General features: G+C 64.1%; 19 protein-coding genes. 16 read left to right on the forward strand and 3 right to left on the reverse strand.

The annotated features are described in order from the left end of the window. Positions 1–29: 29 nt before the first annotated feature. From mutY to AB1Z25_RS02970, 15 genes are all read left to right on the forward strand, one after another. Complete coding sequence (gene mutY / locus AB1Z25_RS02900) at positions 30–1070, forward strand: A/G-specific adenine glycosylase (protein WP_227108541.1); 1041 nt, start codon at positions 30–32, stop codon at positions 1068–1070. Positions 1071–1114: 44 nt separating this feature from the next. Beyond that, positions 1115–3319 carry a RelA/SpoT family protein gene (locus AB1Z25_RS02905; protein WP_107798131.1) on the forward strand — a complete coding sequence of 735 codons (2205 nt, stop codon included), beginning with the start codon at positions 1115–1117 and terminating at the stop codon, positions 3317–3319. Positions 3320–3619: 300 nt separating this feature from the next. Further along, on the forward strand, positions 3620–4387 hold the full coding sequence (gene deoC / locus AB1Z25_RS02910; protein WP_107798132.1) for a deoxyribose-phosphate aldolase: 768 nt from the start codon (positions 3620–3622) through the stop codon (positions 4385–4387). Between the two features lie 214 nt (positions 4388–4601). Then, the gene (gene deoA / locus AB1Z25_RS02915) at positions 4602–5927 is read left to right on the forward strand and encodes a thymidine phosphorylase (protein ID WP_486636539.1); all 1326 of its coding nucleotides are present in this window, start codon (positions 4602–4604) and stop codon (positions 5925–5927) included. A gap of 15 nt (positions 5928–5942) precedes the next feature. Beyond that, complete coding sequence (locus AB1Z25_RS02920; RefSeq protein ID WP_235084379.1) at positions 5943–7157, forward strand: phosphopentomutase; 1215 nt, start codon at positions 5943–5945, stop codon at positions 7155–7157. Between the two features lie 70 nt (positions 7158–7227). Beyond that, positions 7228–7938, forward strand: coding sequence for a purine-nucleoside phosphorylase (gene deoD / locus AB1Z25_RS02925; protein WP_235084378.1), 711 nt, complete (start codon positions 7228–7230; stop codon positions 7936–7938). A gap of 499 nt (positions 7939–8437) precedes the next feature. Then, entirely contained in the window at positions 8438–8866 is a 429-nt protein-coding gene (rplM, locus tag AB1Z25_RS02930) for a 50S ribosomal protein L13 (RefSeq protein WP_019102901.1), read from the forward strand. Between the two features lie 15 nt (positions 8867–8881). After that, complete coding sequence (gene rpsI, locus AB1Z25_RS02935) at positions 8882–9274, forward strand: 30S ribosomal protein S9 (RefSeq protein WP_019102900.1); 393 nt, start codon at positions 8882–8884, stop codon at positions 9272–9274. Positions 9275–9430: 156 nt separating this feature from the next. Beyond that, complete coding sequence (gene argC / locus AB1Z25_RS02940) at positions 9431–10459, forward strand: N-acetyl-gamma-glutamyl-phosphate reductase (RefSeq protein WP_486636540.1); 1029 nt, start codon at positions 9431–9433, stop codon at positions 10457–10459. 219 nt (positions 10460–10678) lie between these two features. Beyond that, positions 10679–11011, forward strand: coding sequence for an iron-sulfur cluster insertion protein ErpA (erpA, locus tag AB1Z25_RS02945; protein WP_197083112.1), 333 nt, complete (start codon positions 10679–10681; stop codon positions 11009–11011). A gap of 62 nt (positions 11012–11073) precedes the next feature. Beyond that, positions 11074–11925: a CheR family methyltransferase gene (locus AB1Z25_RS02950; protein WP_107798136.1), complete on the forward strand. Its 852-nt coding sequence runs from the start codon at positions 11074–11076 to the stop codon at positions 11923–11925. Between the two features lie 67 nt (positions 11926–11992). Next, the gene (locus AB1Z25_RS02955) at positions 11993–13249 is read left to right on the forward strand and encodes a D-amino acid dehydrogenase (protein WP_486636541.1); all 1257 of its coding nucleotides are present in this window, start codon (positions 11993–11995) and stop codon (positions 13247–13249) included. Between the two features lie 115 nt (positions 13250–13364). Beyond that, positions 13365–14573, forward strand: coding sequence for a formate-dependent phosphoribosylglycinamide formyltransferase (purT, locus tag AB1Z25_RS02960; protein ID WP_253313797.1), 1209 nt, complete (start codon positions 13365–13367; stop codon positions 14571–14573). Next, positions 14570–14962: a group II truncated hemoglobin gene (locus tag AB1Z25_RS02965; RefSeq protein WP_227106904.1), complete on the forward strand. Its 393-nt coding sequence runs from the start codon at positions 14570–14572 to the stop codon at positions 14960–14962. Before purT ends, AB1Z25_RS02965 begins: the two co-directional genes overlap by 4 nt. Positions 14963–15036: 74 nt before the next feature. Beyond that, on the forward strand, positions 15037–15327 hold the full coding sequence (locus AB1Z25_RS02970) for a hypothetical protein (RefSeq protein WP_146176564.1): 291 nt from the start codon (positions 15037–15039) through the stop codon (positions 15325–15327). A gap of 65 nt (positions 15328–15392) precedes the next feature. Here AB1Z25_RS02970 and AB1Z25_RS02975 read toward each other — a convergent pair whose 3' ends face one another. Together AB1Z25_RS02975 and AB1Z25_RS02980 are read right to left on the reverse strand one after the other, a co-directional pair. Further along, positions 15393–15818: a PaaI family thioesterase gene (locus tag AB1Z25_RS02975; RefSeq protein WP_107798140.1), complete on the reverse strand. Its 426-nt coding sequence runs from the start codon at positions 15816–15818 to the stop codon at positions 15393–15395. 73 nt (positions 15819–15891) lie between these two features. Then, complete coding sequence (locus AB1Z25_RS02980; RefSeq protein WP_048415680.1) at positions 15892–16251, reverse strand: dihydroneopterin aldolase; 360 nt, start codon at positions 16249–16251, stop codon at positions 15892–15894. A 73-nt stretch (positions 16252–16324) separates the two neighbouring features. On the opposite strand from AB1Z25_RS02980, the gene plsY reads away from it, so the two are divergent. Next, positions 16325–16954, forward strand: a complete 630-nt coding sequence (gene plsY, locus AB1Z25_RS02985; RefSeq protein ID WP_107798141.1) for a glycerol-3-phosphate 1-O-acyltransferase PlsY — start codon at positions 16325–16327, stop codon at positions 16952–16954. Between the two features lie 62 nt (positions 16955–17016). Here the strand turns inward: plsY and AB1Z25_RS02990 are convergent, their stop codons facing one another. Then, positions 17017–17976 (reverse strand): histone deacetylase family protein, encoded by a 960-nt coding sequence (locus AB1Z25_RS02990; protein ID WP_107798142.1) that lies wholly within the window; start codon positions 17974–17976, stop codon positions 17017–17019. Positions 17977–17992 lie beyond the last annotated feature (16 nt).

Here is a 17992-nt window from a genome sequence, read left to right on the forward strand (position 1 = left end):
TCCGGTTCGATTCAAGATGATAGACGATGCTGCACAGCTCCTTCGCCGCGCGCCTGACCGCCTGGCAAAAAACGCATGGACGCCATGATCTGCCGTGGCAGGTCAGCGACCCGTACCGGATCTGGCTGTCCGAGATCATGCTGCAACAGACTCAGGTCAAAAGCGTGCTGGAATATTACCCGCGCTTCCTCGCCCGCTTTCCGGACGTGACGGCGCTGGCCGCCGCGCCGCAGGAGGACGTGCTGGCCTTGTGGAGCGGCCTGGGCTATTACAGCCGGGCGCGCAATCTGCACAAGGCGGCGCAAATGGTGATGGCCGAGTTTGGCGGCCGCTTTCCGGCCGAGCGCCAGCAACTGGAGCGCCTGCCCGGCGTGGGGCGTTCCACCGCCGCGGCGATTGCTTCTTTCGCTTTCGGCCAGCGGGAAACCATTCTGGACGGCAACGTCAAGCGCGTGCTGACCCGTTGCTTCGGCATCGACGGCTTCCCCGGCGAGAAGCCGGTGGAACAGCGTTTGTGGCGATTGGCCGAAGCGTTGTTGCCGCAGGATGCGGCGCTGATGAGCGCCTACACTCAAGGTTTGATGGACCTGGGCGCCACGGTGTGCAGCCGCGGCAAACCGGCCTGTACCGTCTGTCCGATGGTGGACGGCTGCGCGGCGGCGCGCGAGGGCCGCACCGGCGAGCTGCCGACGCCGCGGCCGAAGAAGACGGTGCCCACGCGCCATACGGTGATGTTGCTGGCCACCCATGGCGACAAGGTGTGGCTGCTGCGGCGGCCGCCCAGCGGCATCTGGGGCGGTTTGCTGTCCTTGCCGGAGTTTGAGACTTCGTTGCAGATCGAGGACTGGCTGGCGCGCAACGGCCACGGCGACGTGTTGCCGGCCTGGCCGGAACTGGAGCATGTGTTTACGCATTACCGATTGATCATTACGCCGGTGCCGCTGCGCTTGGACGCGTTGCGCGCGGAGGCGGCGATGGAGGACAGCGGGCAGTGGCTGCCCTTGTCCGCCGCCCCGGACGCCGGGGTGCCGGCGCCGGTGCGCCGGCTGTTGTTGCGTTTGGCCGAGTAGCCGAGCGCTGTCGAAACACGATTTGATTGAGTTACTGGGTTGATATGGTTTCCGTAGTTCGTTCGATGGCTGACACCCTGGCAGACGCGGCTAATCCGCAACGCTGGCTGGAGGGCTTGTCTTCTTCGCTGAGCGGAGAAGAGCAGGCGATGCTCACTCGCGCCTTGGACGAGGCGCGCGCCTTGTACTGCGGCAAGACCATGGCCCAGACCGGCGAGGACTTGTTCAGCCACGCGGTGGCCGCCGCCGCCATTGTGGCGGATCTGAATCTGTTGCCGGACGCCATCGTCGCCACCTTGATGTTCGCCGCTTCGGATTACCGCGAGGACTGGCAGCCCTGGCTCTGCGAAACCTTCAATCCCACGGTGGCGGTGCTGGTGGAGGGGGTCAACGGCGTGCGCCGCATCACCGAGCTGGCGCGCATCGACAAGCTGTCCACGCCGGAAGAGCGCGCGCGCCAGGCGGAAACCATGCGCAAGATGCTGCTGGCCATGGTGGCCGACATCCGCGTGGTGCTGATCAAGCTGGCCTGGCGCACCCAGACCATGCACTACCTGGCCGAGGTGGAGGACGAGACGGTGCGCCGCCGCATCGCCACCGAGACCCTGGATCTGTTCGCGCCGCTGGCCAACCGCCTGGGGGTGTGGCAGATCAAGTGGGAGCTGGAGGACCTGGGCTTCCGCCATACCGAACCGGACAGCTACAAGCGCATCGCCAAGCTGTTGGACGAGCGCCGGCTGGAGCGCATCGACTATATCGACCGGCTGCTGGACACCCTGCGCGCGGAGCTGAAAAACGCCGGGGTCAAGGCGGAGGTGGCCGGCCGGCCCAAGCACATCTTCTCCATCTGGAAGAAGATGAAGAAGAAAAAGCTGGATTTCTCCGAGCTCTACGACATCCGCGCGGTGCGCATCCTGGTGGAGCGGCTGCCGGACTGCTATACGGCGCTGGGCATCATTCACGGCACCTGGCAGCCGATTCCCGGCGAGTTCGACGACTACATCTCCCATCCCAAGGCCAATAATTACCGCAGCCTGCACACCGCGGTGATCGGGCCGGAGGACAAGGCAGTGGAGGTGCAGATCCGCACCTTCGAGATGCACGAGCACGCCGAGTTCGGCGTGGCCGCGCATTGGCGCTACAAGGAGGGCGGCAAGGGCGACGCGGCCTATGAGGAGAAAATCTCCTGGTTGCGCCAGTTGCTGGACTGGCGCGAGGAGATGTCGGACCGCGAGGGCCTGGCCGAGGCGTTCAAGACCGAGCTGTTCGCCGACACCATCTATGTGCTGACGCCGCAGGGCCGGGTGATGGCCTTGCCGTTTGGCGCCACCCCCATCGATTTCGCCTATTCGGTGCACACCAATCTGGGCCATCGCTGCCGCGGCGCCAAGGTGGAGGGGCAGATCGTGCCCTTGTCCACGCCGCTGCAAAACGGCCAGCGGGTGGAGATCATCACCGCCAAGGAGGGCGGGCCGTCGGTGAACTGGCTGCACGACGGCTGGGTGAAGAGCCATCGCGCCATTTCCAAGATCCGCCAGCACATCCGCCTGCTCAATGCGGACACCGTGCGCGAGACCGGCAAGATGTTGTTCGAGCGCGAGCTGGCGCGCCACAGCCATATGCAGCCCAATCTGGGCGCGTTGGCGGAGAAGCTGGGCTACGACAAGCTGGAGGAAGTGTACGGCGCGCTGGGCCACGGCGAGCTGACCACGCGCGTGGTGTCCAACGCCATCGTCAGCTTCGCGCCGCCGCCGCCGGCGGACGTGGCGCCGGAAAGCCTGGTCAAGGCCAGCAAGGGCGGCCACGACGCGGGCGGCGTGTTGATCGAGGGCGTGGACAATCTGATGACGGTGCTGGCCAAGTGCTGCAAGCCGGCGCCGCCGGACGGGGTGATGGGCTTCGTCACCAAGGGGCGCGGCATTTCCATTCACCGCACGAGCTGCCTGACGCTGAAAAAACTGTCGGTGGAAGCGCCGGAGCGGCTGATCGCCGCGGAATGGGGCGACCAGCGCAGCAGCGTCTTCCCCATCGACATCGAAATCATCGCCATGGACCGGCCCGGCCTGCTGCGCGATCTGTCCGACGTGCTGTCGCGCGAGAAGCTGAACCTGATCGGCGTCAACACCCTGTCGCGAGACACTCGCGCCCGCATGCGTTTCACCGTGGAGGTGCGCCAGGTGCAGGACATCAGCCGGGTGCTGTCGCGGATGATGGAGTTGAGCGGGGTGCAGGAGGCGCGGCGTTTGTAAGAACCTGTTCAAAGTCTGCTGCGCTTCGGCGATACGGTGTTGAAAACAACTTCGAAATGCTCATGTACCGCTTGACCATTCCGCTTTCTCAGCCGCAACGCCTTAGCTCGCGAGATCGTAAACACGTTCTAAGGCGCGGCCGAGTTTGCGTTGGCACAAGTTCACTGTGGCTGTGCATTGCTTTGACTTAAAGAAATTTTCATAATGGTTTTTTTGCGCCGCCGCCCGCCGGCGGCGCTGAGGTTTTGGAACGCTTGGCGAGCGCGCCTGGCCGTTCAATTTTGAAAGGTTTGTTAGCTCATGTCCGAACTGATCGCCGCGGCCCGCCGCGCCCTGTCCCTGATGGATCTCACCACGCTGAACGACGACGACACCAACGACAAGGTCGCCGCGCTGTGCCGCAAGGCCAAGAGCGACGCCGGCACCGTGGCCGCGGTCTGCGTGTATCCGCGCTTCGTGCCCATCGCCAAGAAAACCCTGCGCGAGGCCGGCTGCCCCGAGGTCAAAGTGGCCACCGTCACCAACTTCCCGGCCGGCGATGAGGACATCGCCGTCGCGGTGGCGGAAACCCGCGCCGCGATCGCCTACGGCGCGGACGAAGTCGACGTGGTGTTCCCGTACCGCGCGCTGATGGCCGGTAACCGCGAGGTGGGCGCGCAACTGGTGGCGGCCTGCAAGGACGCCTGCGAAGGCAAGACGCTGAAAGTCATCATTGAAAGCGGCGAGCTGAAGGACGAGGCGCTGATCCGCGAGGCCAGCCTGATCTCGATCCAGGCCGGCGCCGATTTCATCAAGACCTCCACCGGCAAGGTGCCGGTGAACGCCACGCTGGAAGCGGCCGGCGTGATGCTGTCCGCCATCCGCGAAACCGGCGGCGCTTGCGGCTTCAAGGCCGCAGGCGGCGTGCGCACCGCGGCCGAGGCGGCGGAATACCTGGACTTGGCCGAGCATCTGCTGGGCGCGGGCTGGGTGAGCGCCGAGCGCTTCCGTTTCGGCGCTTCCGGCCTGCTGGGCAATTTGCAGGCGGAAATCGAAGGGGGCGAGGTTAAGCCGATCAGCGGCTATTGATCGCTCGCCGTTTCATCGCCGCTGACAAAACCCCTGATGCTGCGTTGCACCGACTTGTCGTACTCAAGTACTGCCTGCGTCGGTGCGCCTTGCCTCAGGTGCGCTAAGCGGTTTTGTTAGCGGCTCTTAATTCTTGGCCGTGGCGTGGGTCCCGGCCATTATTTATTGCTCGCGGCGGGTTTCGCCGCGGCAGGCGCAAGGCAGGGAGAATGCCATGTTTTTGCCTCAGGAAATCATTCGCAAGAAACGCGACGGCCAGGCGCTGTCGCAACAGGACATCCAGCAGTTCGTCGCCGGCATCACCGACGGCAGCGTGGCGGACAGCCAAATCTCCGCGCTGACCATGGCGGTGTACTTCAACGGCATGGCGTTGGAAGAAAACGTGCACATGGCGCTGGCGATGCGCGACTCCGGCCGCCGCATGCACTGGGGCGACCTTAATTTGCCGGGCCCAGTGGTGGACAAGCATTCCACCGGCGGCGTCGGCGACGTGGTGTCGCTGATGTTGGGGCCGATGGTGGCCGCCTGCGGCGGCTTCGTGCCGATGATCTCCGGCCGCGGCCTGGGCCATACCGGCGGCACGCTGGACAAACTGTCGGCGATCCCCGGCTACAATCCCTTCCCCAGCCCGGACGAGTTTCGCCGCGTGGTCAAGGACGTGGGCGTGGCCATCATCGGCCAGACTTCTGACCTGGCGCCGGCCGACCGCCGCGTTTACGCGGTGCGCGATGTGACCGCGACGGTGGAATCGGTGGCGATGATCACCGCGTCCATCCTGTCCAAGAAGCTGGCCGCCGGCCTGGACGCCCTGGTGATGGACGTGAAGGCCGGCACCGGCGCCTTCATGCCGACGATGGAGAAATCCGTGGAGCTGGCCGAGCGCATCGTCAAGGTGGGCAACGGCGCCGGCGTGGCCACCAGCGCGCTGATCACCGAGATGAGCCAGCCCCTGGCCTGGACCGCCGGCAACAGCATAGAAACCCGCGAGGCGGTGCGTTACCTGAAGGGCGACGAGCGCAATCCGCGCTTGCATGAAGTGACCATGGCGCTGTGCGCCGAGATGCTGGTGGTGGGCAAGCTGGCCAAGGACGAGGCCGAGGCGCGCGACAAGCTGCAGGCCGCATTGGATTCCGGCCGCGCCGCCGAGATCTTCGGCCGCATGGTGGCCGCGCTGGGCGGCCCGGCCGACTTCATGGAGAACTATGATTCCCATATGGCGGCCGCGCCCATCGTGCGCCCGGTGTTTGCGGAACGCGCCGGCTTCGTCGGCGGCATGGACACCCGCGGCATCGGCATGGCGGTGTGCGCGCTGGGCGGCGGACGCCGCCTGCCCAGCGACGAGCTGGACTTCCGCGTTGGTCTGTCCCGCTTCGTCGAGCTGGGCCAGCGCATCGACGCCGGCGCGCCCTTGGCTTATATTCATGCGGCCGACGAAAACAGCTTCGCCGACGCGGAGCGCCGCCTCAAGGCGGCGATCCAACTGGCAGACGCGGCACCTTCCGCGCTGCCGCTGGTCTATCAGAAGATTCGCCAGCAGTAATCCCGGAGCGGCAATATGAAACGAGCCATCATTCTGATTCTGGACTCGCTGGGCATCGGCGCCGCCGCCGACGCCCCGCAGTTCGGCGACGCCGGCAGCAATACGCTGGGCCACATCGCCATGGAGGCGGCCGCCGGCCGCGCCAACGTCGGCCGCCACGGCGCGCTGACCTTGCCCAATCTGTCCCGCATGGGCTTGGGCCACGCCTGCCGCTTGTCCTCCGGCTATTTCCCGGAAGGCATGGACCCGGCCGAGCCGGTGGCGGCTTACGGTTACGCGCGCGAGCTGTCCAGCGGCAAGGACACGCCGTCCGGCCATTGGGAAATCGCCGGCGTGCCGGTGCTGTTCGACTGGGGCTATTTCAGCGATCACGACAACAGCTTCCCGCAGGAGCTGCTGGACGCCATCGTCGCCAAGGCGGAGCTGCCCGGCTATCTGGGCAACTGCCACGCCTCCGGCACCGAGATTCTGGACCGTCTGGGCGAGGAGCATATGAAGAGCGGCAAGCCCATCTTCTACACCTCGGCGGATTCGGTGTTCCAGATCGCCTGTCATGAAGAGACATTCGGGCTGGAACGGCTGTATCAGCTGTGCAAGATCACCCGCGAACTGCTGGAGCCCTACAATATCGGCCGCGTCATCGCGCGGCCCTTCGTCGGCGAGGGCAAGGGCCAGTTCGTGCGCACCGGCAACCGCAAGGACCTGGCGGTGGAACCGCCGGCGGCCACGGTGCTGGAAAAGCTGGCCAAGGCCGGCGGCGACGTGGTGTCCATCGGCAAGATCGCCGACATCTACGCCCATGTCGGCATCACCCACAAGCACAAGGCCACCGGCTTCGACCAGCTGTGGGACGCCACCTTGGGCGCGATGCGCGACCATGGCGAACGCCCGGCCATCATCATGGCCAACTTCGTCGACTTCGACTCCAGCTACGGCCACCGCCGCGACACCGCCGGCTACGCCCGCGCGCTGGAGGAGTTCGACGCGCGGCTGCCGGAAGTGATGGCGGCGCTGGGCGACGACGATATCCTGATCCTGTCCGCCGACCACGGTTGCGACCCCACCTGGGAAGGCACGGACCATACCCGCGAACATATTCCGGTGCTGTGCTACGGCAAGAAGGTGCCGGCGGGCTCGCTGGGCGAGCGCGCCACCTTCGCCGACATCGGCCAGACCGTGGCGGCCCACCTGGGCCTGAGCCCTATGGATTACGGCCAGTCCTTCCTGTGAGGCGAGGCTGAATGACGCACGCCCCGGCGTCTGTGCGCCGGGGCTCTTTTGAATCTGGAGACTAAAGACGATGGCGACCCCGCATATCAACGCCCAGCCGGGCGATTTTGCCGAAACCGTATTGATGCCCGGCGATCCGCTGCGCGCCAAGATGATCGCGGAAACCTTCCTGGAAGACGCCAAGCTGGTGACCACGGTGCGCAATGTGTTCGGCTACACCGGCACTTACCAGGGCAAGCGCCTGTCGGTGATGGCCCACGGCATGGGCATTCCGTCCGCCAGCATCTACACCACCGAGCTGATCAAGGACTACGGCGTCAAGAACATCATCCGCATCGGTTCCTGCGGCGCGGTGACGCCGGACATCAAGCTGCGCGAACTGTTCGTCGCCATGGGCGCGTCCACCGACAGCAAGGTCAACCGCATGCGCTTCAACGACCACGACTACGCCGCCATTGCCGATTACGGCCTGCTGCGCGCCGTGGTGGACACCGCGGCGGAGCAGGGCAAGCCGGTGACGGTGGGCAATGTGTTCTCCGCCGACCTGTTCTACGGCGTTCAGCCCAATATGCTGGAAGTGCTGGACAAGATGCAGGTCAAGGTGATCGAGATGGAACTGGCCGGCATCTACAGCGTGGCCGCGCAATACGGCGCGCGCGCGGTGGGCATTCTGACCGTGTCTGACATCATCCCCACCGGCGAGGCCACCAGCGCCGAAGAGCGTCAAACCACTTTCCGCGACATGATGGAAGTGGCTTTGGCGGCGGCGCTCAAGCTGTAAGCCTTTGCCGATTGTCAGACAGCATGGCGGGGGCAGGGCTCCCGCCTTAGCGTTGCCAGGCGGGGAAATCAGGGTAAAAAATGAAATCGCCTTATTTTTTCCTTGCAGTGCCGCAGTGCTTTTGTCCTTGATTTAACAGAGACTCCAGCCAAATGTGGCGTAAAAAGCCACGCTTTATAGTGCAATGCACAAAAAGCCTTGCAATGAAGCAAACCTATGCAGATAATGAAACCTGCATCAGGACGTGGCATGCAAAGTGTGCGTTTTGGTGTTGTCTCCTCCATCCTCCTTCTTTAGGTGGAACTTGGCGCAACAAAGCTAGATGTTGCGCTTTTTTTTTGCCCCGCCGCCGCTAATCCCCTTATTCCGCCTGCATTTTCCCCTCTGTGCGAGCACCGCCGTCAAGTAGCCGGATTTCTGTTGTCTCACAAGGGTTTGACAGCTGGATCGGGGCTGTAATAGAATCCGTAACTTTCAAGAATTACGATGGAAGAGTTCCATGAAGACCTTTTCTGCCAAGCCGCATGAGGTTAAACGCGACTGGTTTGTGGTCGATGCCAACGACAAGGTTTTGGGCCGCCTCGCCGCTGAGATCGCCCGTCGCCTGCGTGGCAAGCACAAGCCGGAATACACCCCGCACGTAGATACCGGCGATTTCATCGTCGTGGTCAACGTCGAGAAGCTGCGCGTTACCGGTGCCAAGGCACAAGACAAGAAGTACTACCGTCACTCCGGCTACCCGGGTGGTATCTACGAGCGCAGCTTCACCGAACTGCAAGACAAGTTCCCTGAGCGCGTTCTGGAAAAAGCCGTTAAAGGCATGCTGCCGAAGGGCCCGCTGGGTTACGCCATGATCAAGAAGCTCAAGGTGTACTCCGGTTCCGAGCATCCGCACACTGCTCAACAGCCGAAAGTGCTGGAAATCTGATTTTAAGGCGTAGAAATGAACGGTAAATACTACTACGGCACCGGCCGTCGCAAGAGCTCCGTTGCTCGCGTGTTCATGCAAAAGGGCTCGGGCCAGATCATCGTTAACGGCAAGCCCGTTGATGAATATTTCGCTCGTGAAACCGGCCGCATGGTAATCCGCCAGCCGCTGGCGCTGACCGAAAACCTCGAGTCCTTCGACATCAAGGTGAACGTTGTCGGCGGCGGCGAAACCGGCCAAGCCGGCGCGATCCGTCACGGCATCACCCGCGCGCTGATCGACTTCGACACCGCGTTGAAGCCGGCTCTGTCCGCTGCTGGTTACGTGACCCGCGACGCTCGTGAAGTTGAGCGTAAAAAAGTCGGCCTGCGCAAAGCTCGCCGCGCCAAGCAGTTCTCCAAGCGTTAATTCGCCGAATTCTGTTTTCAAGAAAACCGCCTGCGTTTGCCAGGCGGTTTTTTCTTGCCTGTCGTTTCTCCGCTTTCCCTCTCCCAATATTGCAAGGCAGCATCGCAGTGCCTACACTGTCGTTTTTGCGACGCGCTTTTACATAAAGGAATGGGCATGATCAAGGTGGGAATCGTCGGGGGCACCGGCTACACGGGTGTCGAACTGCTGCGCTTGCTGGCGGGCCATCCGTCGGCGTGCGTGACCGCGGTCACCTCGCGCAAGGAGGCCGGCATGAAAGTGGCCGACCTGTTCCCCAGCTTGCGAGGCCGCATCGATCTGGCCTTCTCCACGCCCGACGAAGCGCGCTTGCGGGATTGCGATGTGGTGTTTTTCGCCACACCCAACGGCATTGCGATGAACGAGGCGCGAGAATTGCTGGCCGCCGGCGTGCGGGTGGTGGATCTGGCCGCCGATTACCGGATCCGGGACGTCGCCGAATGGGAAAAATGGTACGGCATGAGCCACGGCTCGCCGGACCTGGTGGCCGAAGCGGTGTACGGTCTGCCGGAAATCAACCGCGAGGCCATCCGCGGCGCGCGGCTGGTGGCGAATCCGGGCTGCTATCCGACCGCGGTGCAATTGGGCTTCCTGCCCTTGATCGAAGCCGGCGCGGTGGAGCTTTCCAGCCTGATCGCCGATTGCAAGTCGGGCGTGTCCGGCGCAGGGCGCAAGGCGGAGGTGGGCGCCTTGCTGGCCGAGGCGGGAGATTCCTTCAAGGCTTACGGCGTGTCCGGTCACCGGCATTTGCCTGAAATCCGCCAGGGCCTGGGCCGGGCGGCCGCGCAGCCGGTGGGCCTGACCTTCGTGCCGCACCTGACGCCGATGATACGCGGCATCCACGCCACGCTTTACGCGCGGCTGAAGGCCGACGTGGACGTGCAGGCGTTGTTCGAGCGCCGCTACGAGGGCGAGCACTTCGTCGACGTGCTGCCGGCCGGCAGCCACCCGGAGACGCGTTCTGTGCGCGGCGCCAATGTCTGCCGCATCGCCGCGCACAGGCCGCAGGGCGGGGATACCGTGGTGGTGTTGTCGGTGATAGACAATCTGGTCAAGGGCGCGGCCGGCCAGGCGGTGCAGAACATGAACCTGATGTTCGGCCAGCCGGAGCGGGCCGGACTGGACATCGTTCCCTTGCTGCCTTGAGGCGTCGGCGCATGGGCGGAAAGAACTAGTTCGCTTGAAGACTCGCCATCGGCCCCAATATCCGACTAAAATAGTGGGTGAATGCCGCTCTGCCGGCTTTAGAAGGGGTTTGAGAAACCGCAGCGCGCACGCAGCCAGGCCGCTAGCGGACCGTTGGCGGGTTTCTCAAGGCCCCGGAACTGAATTGCGAGGTTTGACATGACTACTGCTGCAACTGAAATGCCGTCCCCGATCAACTTCAGCGCAAGCGCTTGTTCCAAGGTGCAGGAGCTGATCGCCGAGGAAGGCAATCCCGATCTGAAACTGCGCGTCTTCGTGACCGGCGGCGGCTGCTCCGGCTTCCAATACGGTTTCACATTTGACGAAATTGCAAATGAAGACGATACCGCTATAGAGAGACAAGGCGTGACCTTCCTGGTGGATCCGATGAGCTACCAGTACCTGGTCGGCGCCGAAATCGATTATCAGGAAAGCCTGGAGGGCTCCCAGTTCGTGATCCGCAATCCGAACGCCACCACCACCTGCGGTTGTGGTTCGTCGTTCTCGGTGTGATCCGGACGCGGTAGAATACAGGCTCGGGCTTTTGCCCGGGCCTTTTTTATGGGGACAACAAAATGAATAAGCCGCCACCCGTCGTCTTGCCGAAGATCGAATTCACCCGTGAGTTCGCGTTTAGCGACGCCGACTTCGAGCGCATTCGCAAACTGATCTACAAGGAAGCGGGCATTTCGTTGAACCCGTCGAAGAAAGACATGGTTTACGGCCGCCTGGTGCGTCGCATCCGCGAACTGAAGCTGCCCGGCTTCGCCGCCTACGTCGATTTCCTGGAGTCGATCAGCGGCAAGCGCGAGTTCGAACAGTTCGTTAACGCGCTGACCACCAATCTGACTTTCTTCTTCCGCGAAGAGCACCATTTCCCGCTGCTGGCCGAGCATCTTAAGAAAAAAGCGACGGCCGGCGGAGAACTGGCGATCTGGTGCGCGGCCTCGTCCACCGGCGAAGAGCCGTACTCGCTGGCGATCACCGCGCTGGAGGCGGTGCCGGGCGCGCGCATCAGCGTGTTGGCCACGGACTTGGACACCAGTGTGCTGGAAACCGGCCGCAAGGGCATTTACGCCGCCGACAAGGTGGCGCGCCTGCCGCCGGGCTACGCCGCCAAGTATTTCGACAAGCAGCCGGACGGCAGCTTCCAGGCCAAGGCCCAGCTGCGCAATATGATCACCTTCCAGCGTTTGAACCTGGTGGAGAGCAACTGGTCGGTCAAGCGCCAGTTCGATGCCATCTTCTGCCGCAATGTGATGATTTATTTCGACCGCGACACCCAGTTCGGCGTGCTCAAGCGCTTTGCGCCGCTATTGAAGCCGGACGGCCTGCTCTTCGTCGGTCATTCCGAGAATTTCTATTTCGCGTCGGACTATTTCCATCTGCGCGGCAAGACGGTTTACGAGCACGCGAAGAAGCCGTAACGGCAGATCGCGGCTGGCACGGCCAATGGGCAAGCGGGTCTTGCCCATTGGCTTTTGTGGAGAGTCGATGCGAGTAGTTGTCCTGGGCGCCGGCGTCATCGGCGTATCCACCGCCTGGTTTTTGGCGGAGAAGGGCCACCAGGTGGTGGTGGTGGACCGCGCCAGCGGCGCGGCGAGAGAAACCAGTTTCGCCAACGGCGGCCAGATTTCAGTTAGCCAGTCCGAGCCTTGGGCCAATCCGCGCGCGCCGTGGCGGGTGTTGCGCTGGCTGCTGCGGGACGACGCGCCGCTGCTGTTCCGGCCGCGGCTGGACGCGCAGCAATGGCGCTGGGGCCTGGATTTCCTGCGCGAATGCCTGCCGGGACGCAGCCAGCGCAATATGCTCCAGATGGTGGCGCTGGGCTTGTACAGCCGCGACACGCTGCGCGGTTTGCGCCGGGAACTGGGCATTGATTACCAGCAATTGCAGCGGGGCATTCTGACCCTGCTGTTCTCCGATGCGGAACGGGCCCAGGCCCAGGCCGGCTGCGCGCGGCTGCAAGCGCTGGGCGTGGAGAAAAGCCTGCTGACGCCGTTGCAGGCGCTGGAGCGGGAGCCGGCCTTGGCGCGCATTCTGCCTGAACTGAGCGGGGCGTGCTGGAGCCCGGACGACGAATCCGGCAATGTCCATCTCTTCACCGTCGCCCTGGCCCAGGCTTGCGCTATGCGGGGCGTGGAGTTCCGCTTCCAGACCCGGGTCAACGCGCTGGAGCGCGCGGACGGGGAGGTGAGCGGCGTCTCCGTCACCGCGGCCGACGGCGCTTACGAGCGGCTAGAGGCGGACGCCTATGTCTTGGCGCTGGGTTCTTATTCTCCCTTGTTGGCGGCGCAGGCCGGCTTGCGCTTGCCGGTGTACCCGGCCAAGGGTTATTCCGCCACCCTGCCGATTCTGGACGCCGCCGCCGCGCCGCTGACCAGCATTACCGACGAAGCCCACAAGGTGGTGGTGTCGCGGCTGGGTGACGAGCTGCGCATTGCCGGCACCGCCGAATTGTCCGGTTATTCCACCCATCTGGAGCCGCGGCGTTGCGACTTGCTGCTGCAACGCGGCCGCGCCTTGTTCGGCGACGCCTGCGACTGGGAGCGCGCGCGTTTCTGGAGCGGCCTGCGGCCGGCCACCCCGGGCAATGTGCCGCTGATCGGCGCCAGCCGCTTGCGGCGCTTGTATCTGAACACCGGCCACGGCACCTTGGGCTGGACCGAGGGCGCCGGCTCCGGGCGGGCGCTGGCCGAGATCATCAGCGGCGAAACGCCGGCGCTGGATTTCGCGTTCTGCCGCGCCTGAGCGATAGGTTGAACTGAAGCGAGCCGATGCCCGACGCATGGTAAAATCGCGCCGATTCGGATTCCCATCGTCCGCCGCCGGCGGGCCAAGCCATTCATTTGCAAGGAAGATCGTCATGCGTATCGGAACGCCGCAAAGTCGCAGTGCCGTCAGGGTGATGTTGTTGGGCAGCGGGGAGCTGGGCAAGGAGGTGGTGATCGCCTTGCAGCGGCTGGGCGTGGAAACCATCGCCGTGGACCGCTACGCCGGCGCGCCGGCGATGCAGGTCGCCCACGCCAGCCACGTGATCGACATGTCGGACGCCGCGGCTTTGCGCCGGCTGGTGGAGCAAGTGCGCCCGCATCTGATCGTGCCGGAGATCGAGGCCATCGCCACCGACGAGCTGTTGCGCATCGAGGCGGACGGTCTGGCCGAGGTGATACCCACCGCGCGCGCCGCCCATCTGACGATGAACCGCGAAGGGATACGGCGGCTGGCGGCGGAGGAGCTGGGCCTGCCCACCTCGCCGTACGCCTTCGCCTCCAGCTTGGAAGAATTGCAAGCCGCAATCGACGACGGCATCGGCTACCCCTGCCTGGTGAAGCCGGTGATGTCGTCCAGCGGCAAGGGTCAGTCGCTGTTGCGCGGGCCGGAGGACGTGGCTCAGGCTTGGCAATACGCCGCCAGCAGCGGCCGGGTGGACAAGGGTCGGGTGATCGTCGAGGGCTTCATCGATTTCGATTACGAAATCACCCAGCTGACCGTGCGCGCGGCGGACGGCGCGGGCGGCATCGCCACGCACTTCTGCGCGCCGGTCGGCCATTTGCAGCGCAGCGGCGATTACGTGGAGAGCTGGCAGCCCCAGCCCATGAGCGAACTGGCCTTGCTGCGCGCGCGCGAAGTGGCCAAGGCGGTGACCGACGCGCTGGGCGGCCGCGGTCTGTTCGGCGTCGAGCTGTTCATCAAGGGCGAACAAGTGTGGTTCTCCGAGGTGAGCCCGCGGCCGCACGATACCGGCTTGGTGACGCTGGCCACCCAACGCTGGTCCGAGTTCGAGCTGCACGCGCGCGCCATCCTGGGCCTGCCGGTGGACGCGGAGATCTCCAGCGCCGGCGCGTCGGCGGTGATATACGGCGGCCTGGACGAGGCCGGCATCGTCTTTGACGGCGTGGACCAGGCTTTGCGGGTGCCGGGCGCGGACCTGCGCTTGTTCGGCAAGCCTGAAAGTTATTTGAAGCGCCGCATGGGCGTAGCGCTGGCCACGGCCGAGACGGTGGAACAGGCCCGCGAGCGGGCCAGGACAGCGGCCGCGCTGGTGCGGCCGACGACGGGGAATGAAGCGTGAGCGATGAAGTGCGGGAAATGACACCCTATCAATTATTGGGCGGCGAAGGCGTGGTGCGTTGGCTGACGGACCGCTTTTACGACATCATGGACAGCGACCCGTCGGTCAAGCCGCTGCGCGACATGCATCCGCAGGATCTGGCCGGTTCGCGCCAGAAGCTGTTCATGTTCCTGTCCGGCTGGCTGGGCGGCCCGTCCTTGTACATGGAGGCCTTTGGCCACCCGCGGCTGCGCATGCGCCATATGCCGTTTGCGGTGGACGAGGCGGCGCGCGATCAATGGATGTCCTGCATGCGCCGCGCGGTGGATGAACTGGTGGCCGAAGATTGGTTGAAGCAAAAACTGATCGAGGCTTTTCACAACACCGCCGACTTCATGCGCAATCAATAAAAAACTTGCGGCCGGCGCGCCATTGTCCATGATGAGAGAAGGTTCTCGCATTTCATCTGGCGGAGATGGAGCGCATGGCGTGCAAGCTGTTGCTGTTGTGGCTGGGACTGTGGGCGGGTGCGGGCGCCGCGGCGGCGTGTCTGCCGCAAGCCTGGGCCTGCGCCTCTCCGTCCGACGGGGAGATCAAATCCGCGCCCCGGGACGCCGGCAAGGACATCTTCATCGGCGGTCTGCGCTTTGAGCGGGAGGCGGTCAGCAACCGTTTGTCGCTATCTCCGGTGCTGGACCTGAACAAGCAAGCTCAGCTGTCCTTGCGTTTGACACCCAAGCAGTTTGGCTTGCGTTTGAAAGTGAACACCGACTGAGAGCCTGCTCCACCCCTCCTTTTCGCCCACAAGACCGCGAATGCGCTCCAAGTCCCGGCATCGTTTCAGGTTCCGGACAGAGGCGGAATCGAGTAGGTGCCGGTGACATGGGCCACCGCTTCTTCCAGCTCGGCCGACAGCAGCAAGACTTCCCCCACCGCCAAACGTTTGCCCAGCTTCAGGATGCGGCCTTCCGCGATCACGTCCGCCGGCGGCGGCTTGCGCAGGAAGTTGATGTTGAGGCTGGTGGTCACCGCCAGCTCCACCCGACCTATCATCCCCAGCACCACCGCGTACAGCGTGGCGTCCGCCAGCGCCATCAAGGCGGGGCCGGCGATGGTGCCGCCCGGCCGGATCAAATCCGGGTTGAAGCGCATGCGCAACACCGCGCCGCCGTCGGCGATGGATTCGGTTTGGATGCCGAACAGGCGGACCAAGGGCAGTTCCTGATCGATCAGGTTCTGGAATTCCGGGACGGATAAGCGAGACATGAGGCGCTCCGGCGCTGTGATCTAAACATCATCAAGCGCCGGGGCGCGGGCGTCAATGCCCGGCGGCTCGGCTTCAGCGCGGGCGGTGGCCGCGTTCGATCAAGACGCCGACGCGCTTGACGCCGGGCAGGATGCCCAGCTTGGTGACCGAGACGCGCGCCCAGGGCGCGCCGAAGTCTTCGCGGATCACCTTGGCGATGTATTCGGCCAGCGCTTCCAGCAGCAGGAAATGCTGTTCAGACAGCGCCTTGCGCAGCCGCTCCACCACCACGCCGTAGTGTATGGTGTCGCCGATATTGTCGCTGTGACAGGGCGCTTCGCTGGGAATGCCGATTTCCAGGTCGATTTCAATGGTTTGCGGGGCTTTCCGCTCCCATTCGTAGACACCGATAATGGTGTCGGCGCGCACTTCGCGCAGGAATATGATGTCCATCAGTCTGTCTGGGAGTTGGGGTTTGCCGCCCGATACCGTAAAATCCGAAGCCTTCTATTCTAATGGATACACCATGACCACGACAGCTTTTGCCTTTGTTGTTGCGGCCTATCTGATCGGCTCGCTCTCGTTCGCGGTGATTGTCAGCAAGGCCATGGGCATGGCCGACCCGCGCAGTTACGGTTCCGGCAACCCCGGCGCCACCAATGTGCTGCGCAGCGGCAAGAAGCTGGCGGCGGCGCTGACCCTGCTCGGCGACGGGATCAAGGGCTGGGTGGCGGTGGCGCTGACCGCCTGGTTCGGGCCGCGATACGGCCTGGGCGAGCAGGCGATCGCGCTGGCGGCGCTGGCGGTGCTGATCGGCCACATGTGGCCGGTGTTCTTCGGCTTCAAGGGCGGCAAGGGCGTGGCCACCGCGGTGGGCGTGCTGTTGGGCTTCAGCCCGTGGCTGGCGCTGGCGGCGCTGGCCACCTGGCTGTTCGTCGCCTTCGTACTGAAGATTTCCTCGCTGTCCGCCATCGTCGCCTGCGTGCTGACGCCGGTGTACGCCTACTTCATCGTCGGGCCGCAGAGCGTGTACTTCGGCAGCTGCATCATCATCGCCATCCTGGTGGTGCATCGCCACAAGTCCAATCTGATCAAGCTCTTGACCGGTCAAGAGGACAAAATAGGCGACAAGGGGACGGACAAGAGTTCTTCCTGAGCCTTGCTTAGCCCATGAAAAGGCCGTCTCTTGGACGGCCTTTTGTTTTGGCGCGGCCTGTTTCAGCCGTCGGACAGCACTCGCAGATGGGCGGCCACGCTGCGGCCGAGCGCGGACAGATCGTAGCCGCCCTCCAGCACTGAGACCACGCGGCCGTCGGCGTAGAGGTCTGCGATCTGCATCAGGTGGCGGGTCACCCACTCGTAGTCGGCCTCCACCAGCCCCAGCGAACCCATATCGTCTTCGCGATGAGCGTCGAAGCCGGCGGAAATGAAAAGAATCTGCGGCTGGAAGTCGTGCAATAGCGGCAGCCACACCGTTTCCACCGCCTCGCGGAACTCGCGGCCGCCGCTGCCGGCCTTGAGCGGCACATTGTGCATGTTCGGGCCCAGCGGCTCGTCGCCGCTATAGGGATAGAAGGGGTGCTGGAAGATGGACACCATTAAGACCCGCGGATCGTCGCGCAGGATTTCCTCGGTGCCGTTGCCGTGGTGGACGTCGAAATCTATCACCGCCACCCGTTCAAACTGATAATGGGCCAGCGCGTGGGTGACGCCGATCGCCAGATTGTTGAAGAAGCAGAAGCCCATCGCCTTGCCGCTTTCGGCGTGATGGCCGGGCGGGCGGATCGCGCAGAAGGCGTTGGGCGCCTTGTCCTCCGCCACCAGTTCCACCGCCTTGACCACGGCGCCGGCGGCGCGCCGGGCGGCTTGCAGCGTGCCGGCGGACATCGCGGTGTCCGGGTCCACGCGAAAAGTGCCTATGCTGGGAGAGCAGGATTCCAGGTATTCGAGATAGTGGGGCGGATGCACGCGGGCCAGTTGCTGTTCGGTGACCTCCGGCGCTTCGATCTCTTGCAGCCCGTCCAGAATCTGCGAGGCCATCAATTGATCGCGGATGGCGATCAGGCGCTCGGGGCATTCCGGGTGGCCGACGCCCATATTGTGTTGCAGGCATTCGGGATGGGAGATGTAGGCGGTGAGGCCTGAACGCTGCAAGCGTTTTTTCAGCCAGGTCAACACGTGCGATTCCTTGTTG

This window comes from Chromobacterium sp. HL1 (assembly GCF_057418835.1).

Bases quoted from the DNA above. Each gene is read 5' to 3' on its own strand.
- AB1Z25_RS02905 (WP_107798131.1), top strand. From the start codon at position 1,115: ATGGTTTCCGTAGTTCGTTCGATGGCTGACACCCTGGCAGACGCGGCT.
- deoC (WP_107798132.1), top strand. From the start codon at position 3,620: ATGTCCGAACTGATCGCCGCGGCCCGCCGCGCCCTGTCCCTGATGGAT.
- deoA (WP_486636539.1), top strand. From the start codon at position 4,602: ATGTTTTTGCCTCAGGAAATCATTCGCAAGAAACGCGACGGCCAGGCG.
- AB1Z25_RS02920 (WP_235084379.1), top strand. From the start codon at position 5,943: ATGAAACGAGCCATCATTCTGATTCTGGACTCGCTGGGCATCGGCGCC.
- deoD (WP_235084378.1), top strand. From the start codon at position 7,228: ATGGCGACCCCGCATATCAACGCCCAGCCGGGCGATTTTGCCGAAACC.
- rplM (WP_019102901.1), top strand. From the start codon at position 8,438: ATGAAGACCTTTTCTGCCAAGCCGCATGAGGTTAAACGCGACTGGTTT.
- rpsI (WP_019102900.1), top strand. From the start codon at position 8,882: ATGAACGGTAAATACTACTACGGCACCGGCCGTCGCAAGAGCTCCGTT.
- argC (WP_486636540.1), top strand. From the start codon at position 9,431: ATGATCAAGGTGGGAATCGTCGGGGGCACCGGCTACACGGGTGTCGAA.
- erpA (WP_197083112.1), top strand. From the start codon at position 10,679: ATGCCGTCCCCGATCAACTTCAGCGCAAGCGCTTGTTCCAAGGTGCAG.
- AB1Z25_RS02950 (WP_107798136.1), top strand. From the start codon at position 11,074: ATGAATAAGCCGCCACCCGTCGTCTTGCCGAAGATCGAATTCACCCGT.
- AB1Z25_RS02955 (WP_486636541.1), top strand. From the start codon at position 11,993: ATGCGAGTAGTTGTCCTGGGCGCCGGCGTCATCGGCGTATCCACCGCC.
- purT (WP_253313797.1), top strand. From the start codon at position 13,365: ATGCGTATCGGAACGCCGCAAAGTCGCAGTGCCGTCAGGGTGATGTTG.
- AB1Z25_RS02970 (WP_146176564.1), top strand. From the start codon at position 15,037: ATGGCGTGCAAGCTGTTGCTGTTGTGGCTGGGACTGTGGGCGGGTGCG.
- AB1Z25_RS02975 (WP_107798140.1), bottom strand. From the start codon at position 15,818: ATGTCTCGCTTATCCGTCCCGGAATTCCAGAACCTGATCGATCAGGAA.
- AB1Z25_RS02980 (WP_048415680.1), bottom strand. From the start codon at position 16,251: ATGGACATCATATTCCTGCGCGAAGTGCGCGCCGACACCATTATCGGT.
- plsY (WP_107798141.1), top strand. From the start codon at position 16,325: ATGACCACGACAGCTTTTGCCTTTGTTGTTGCGGCCTATCTGATCGGC.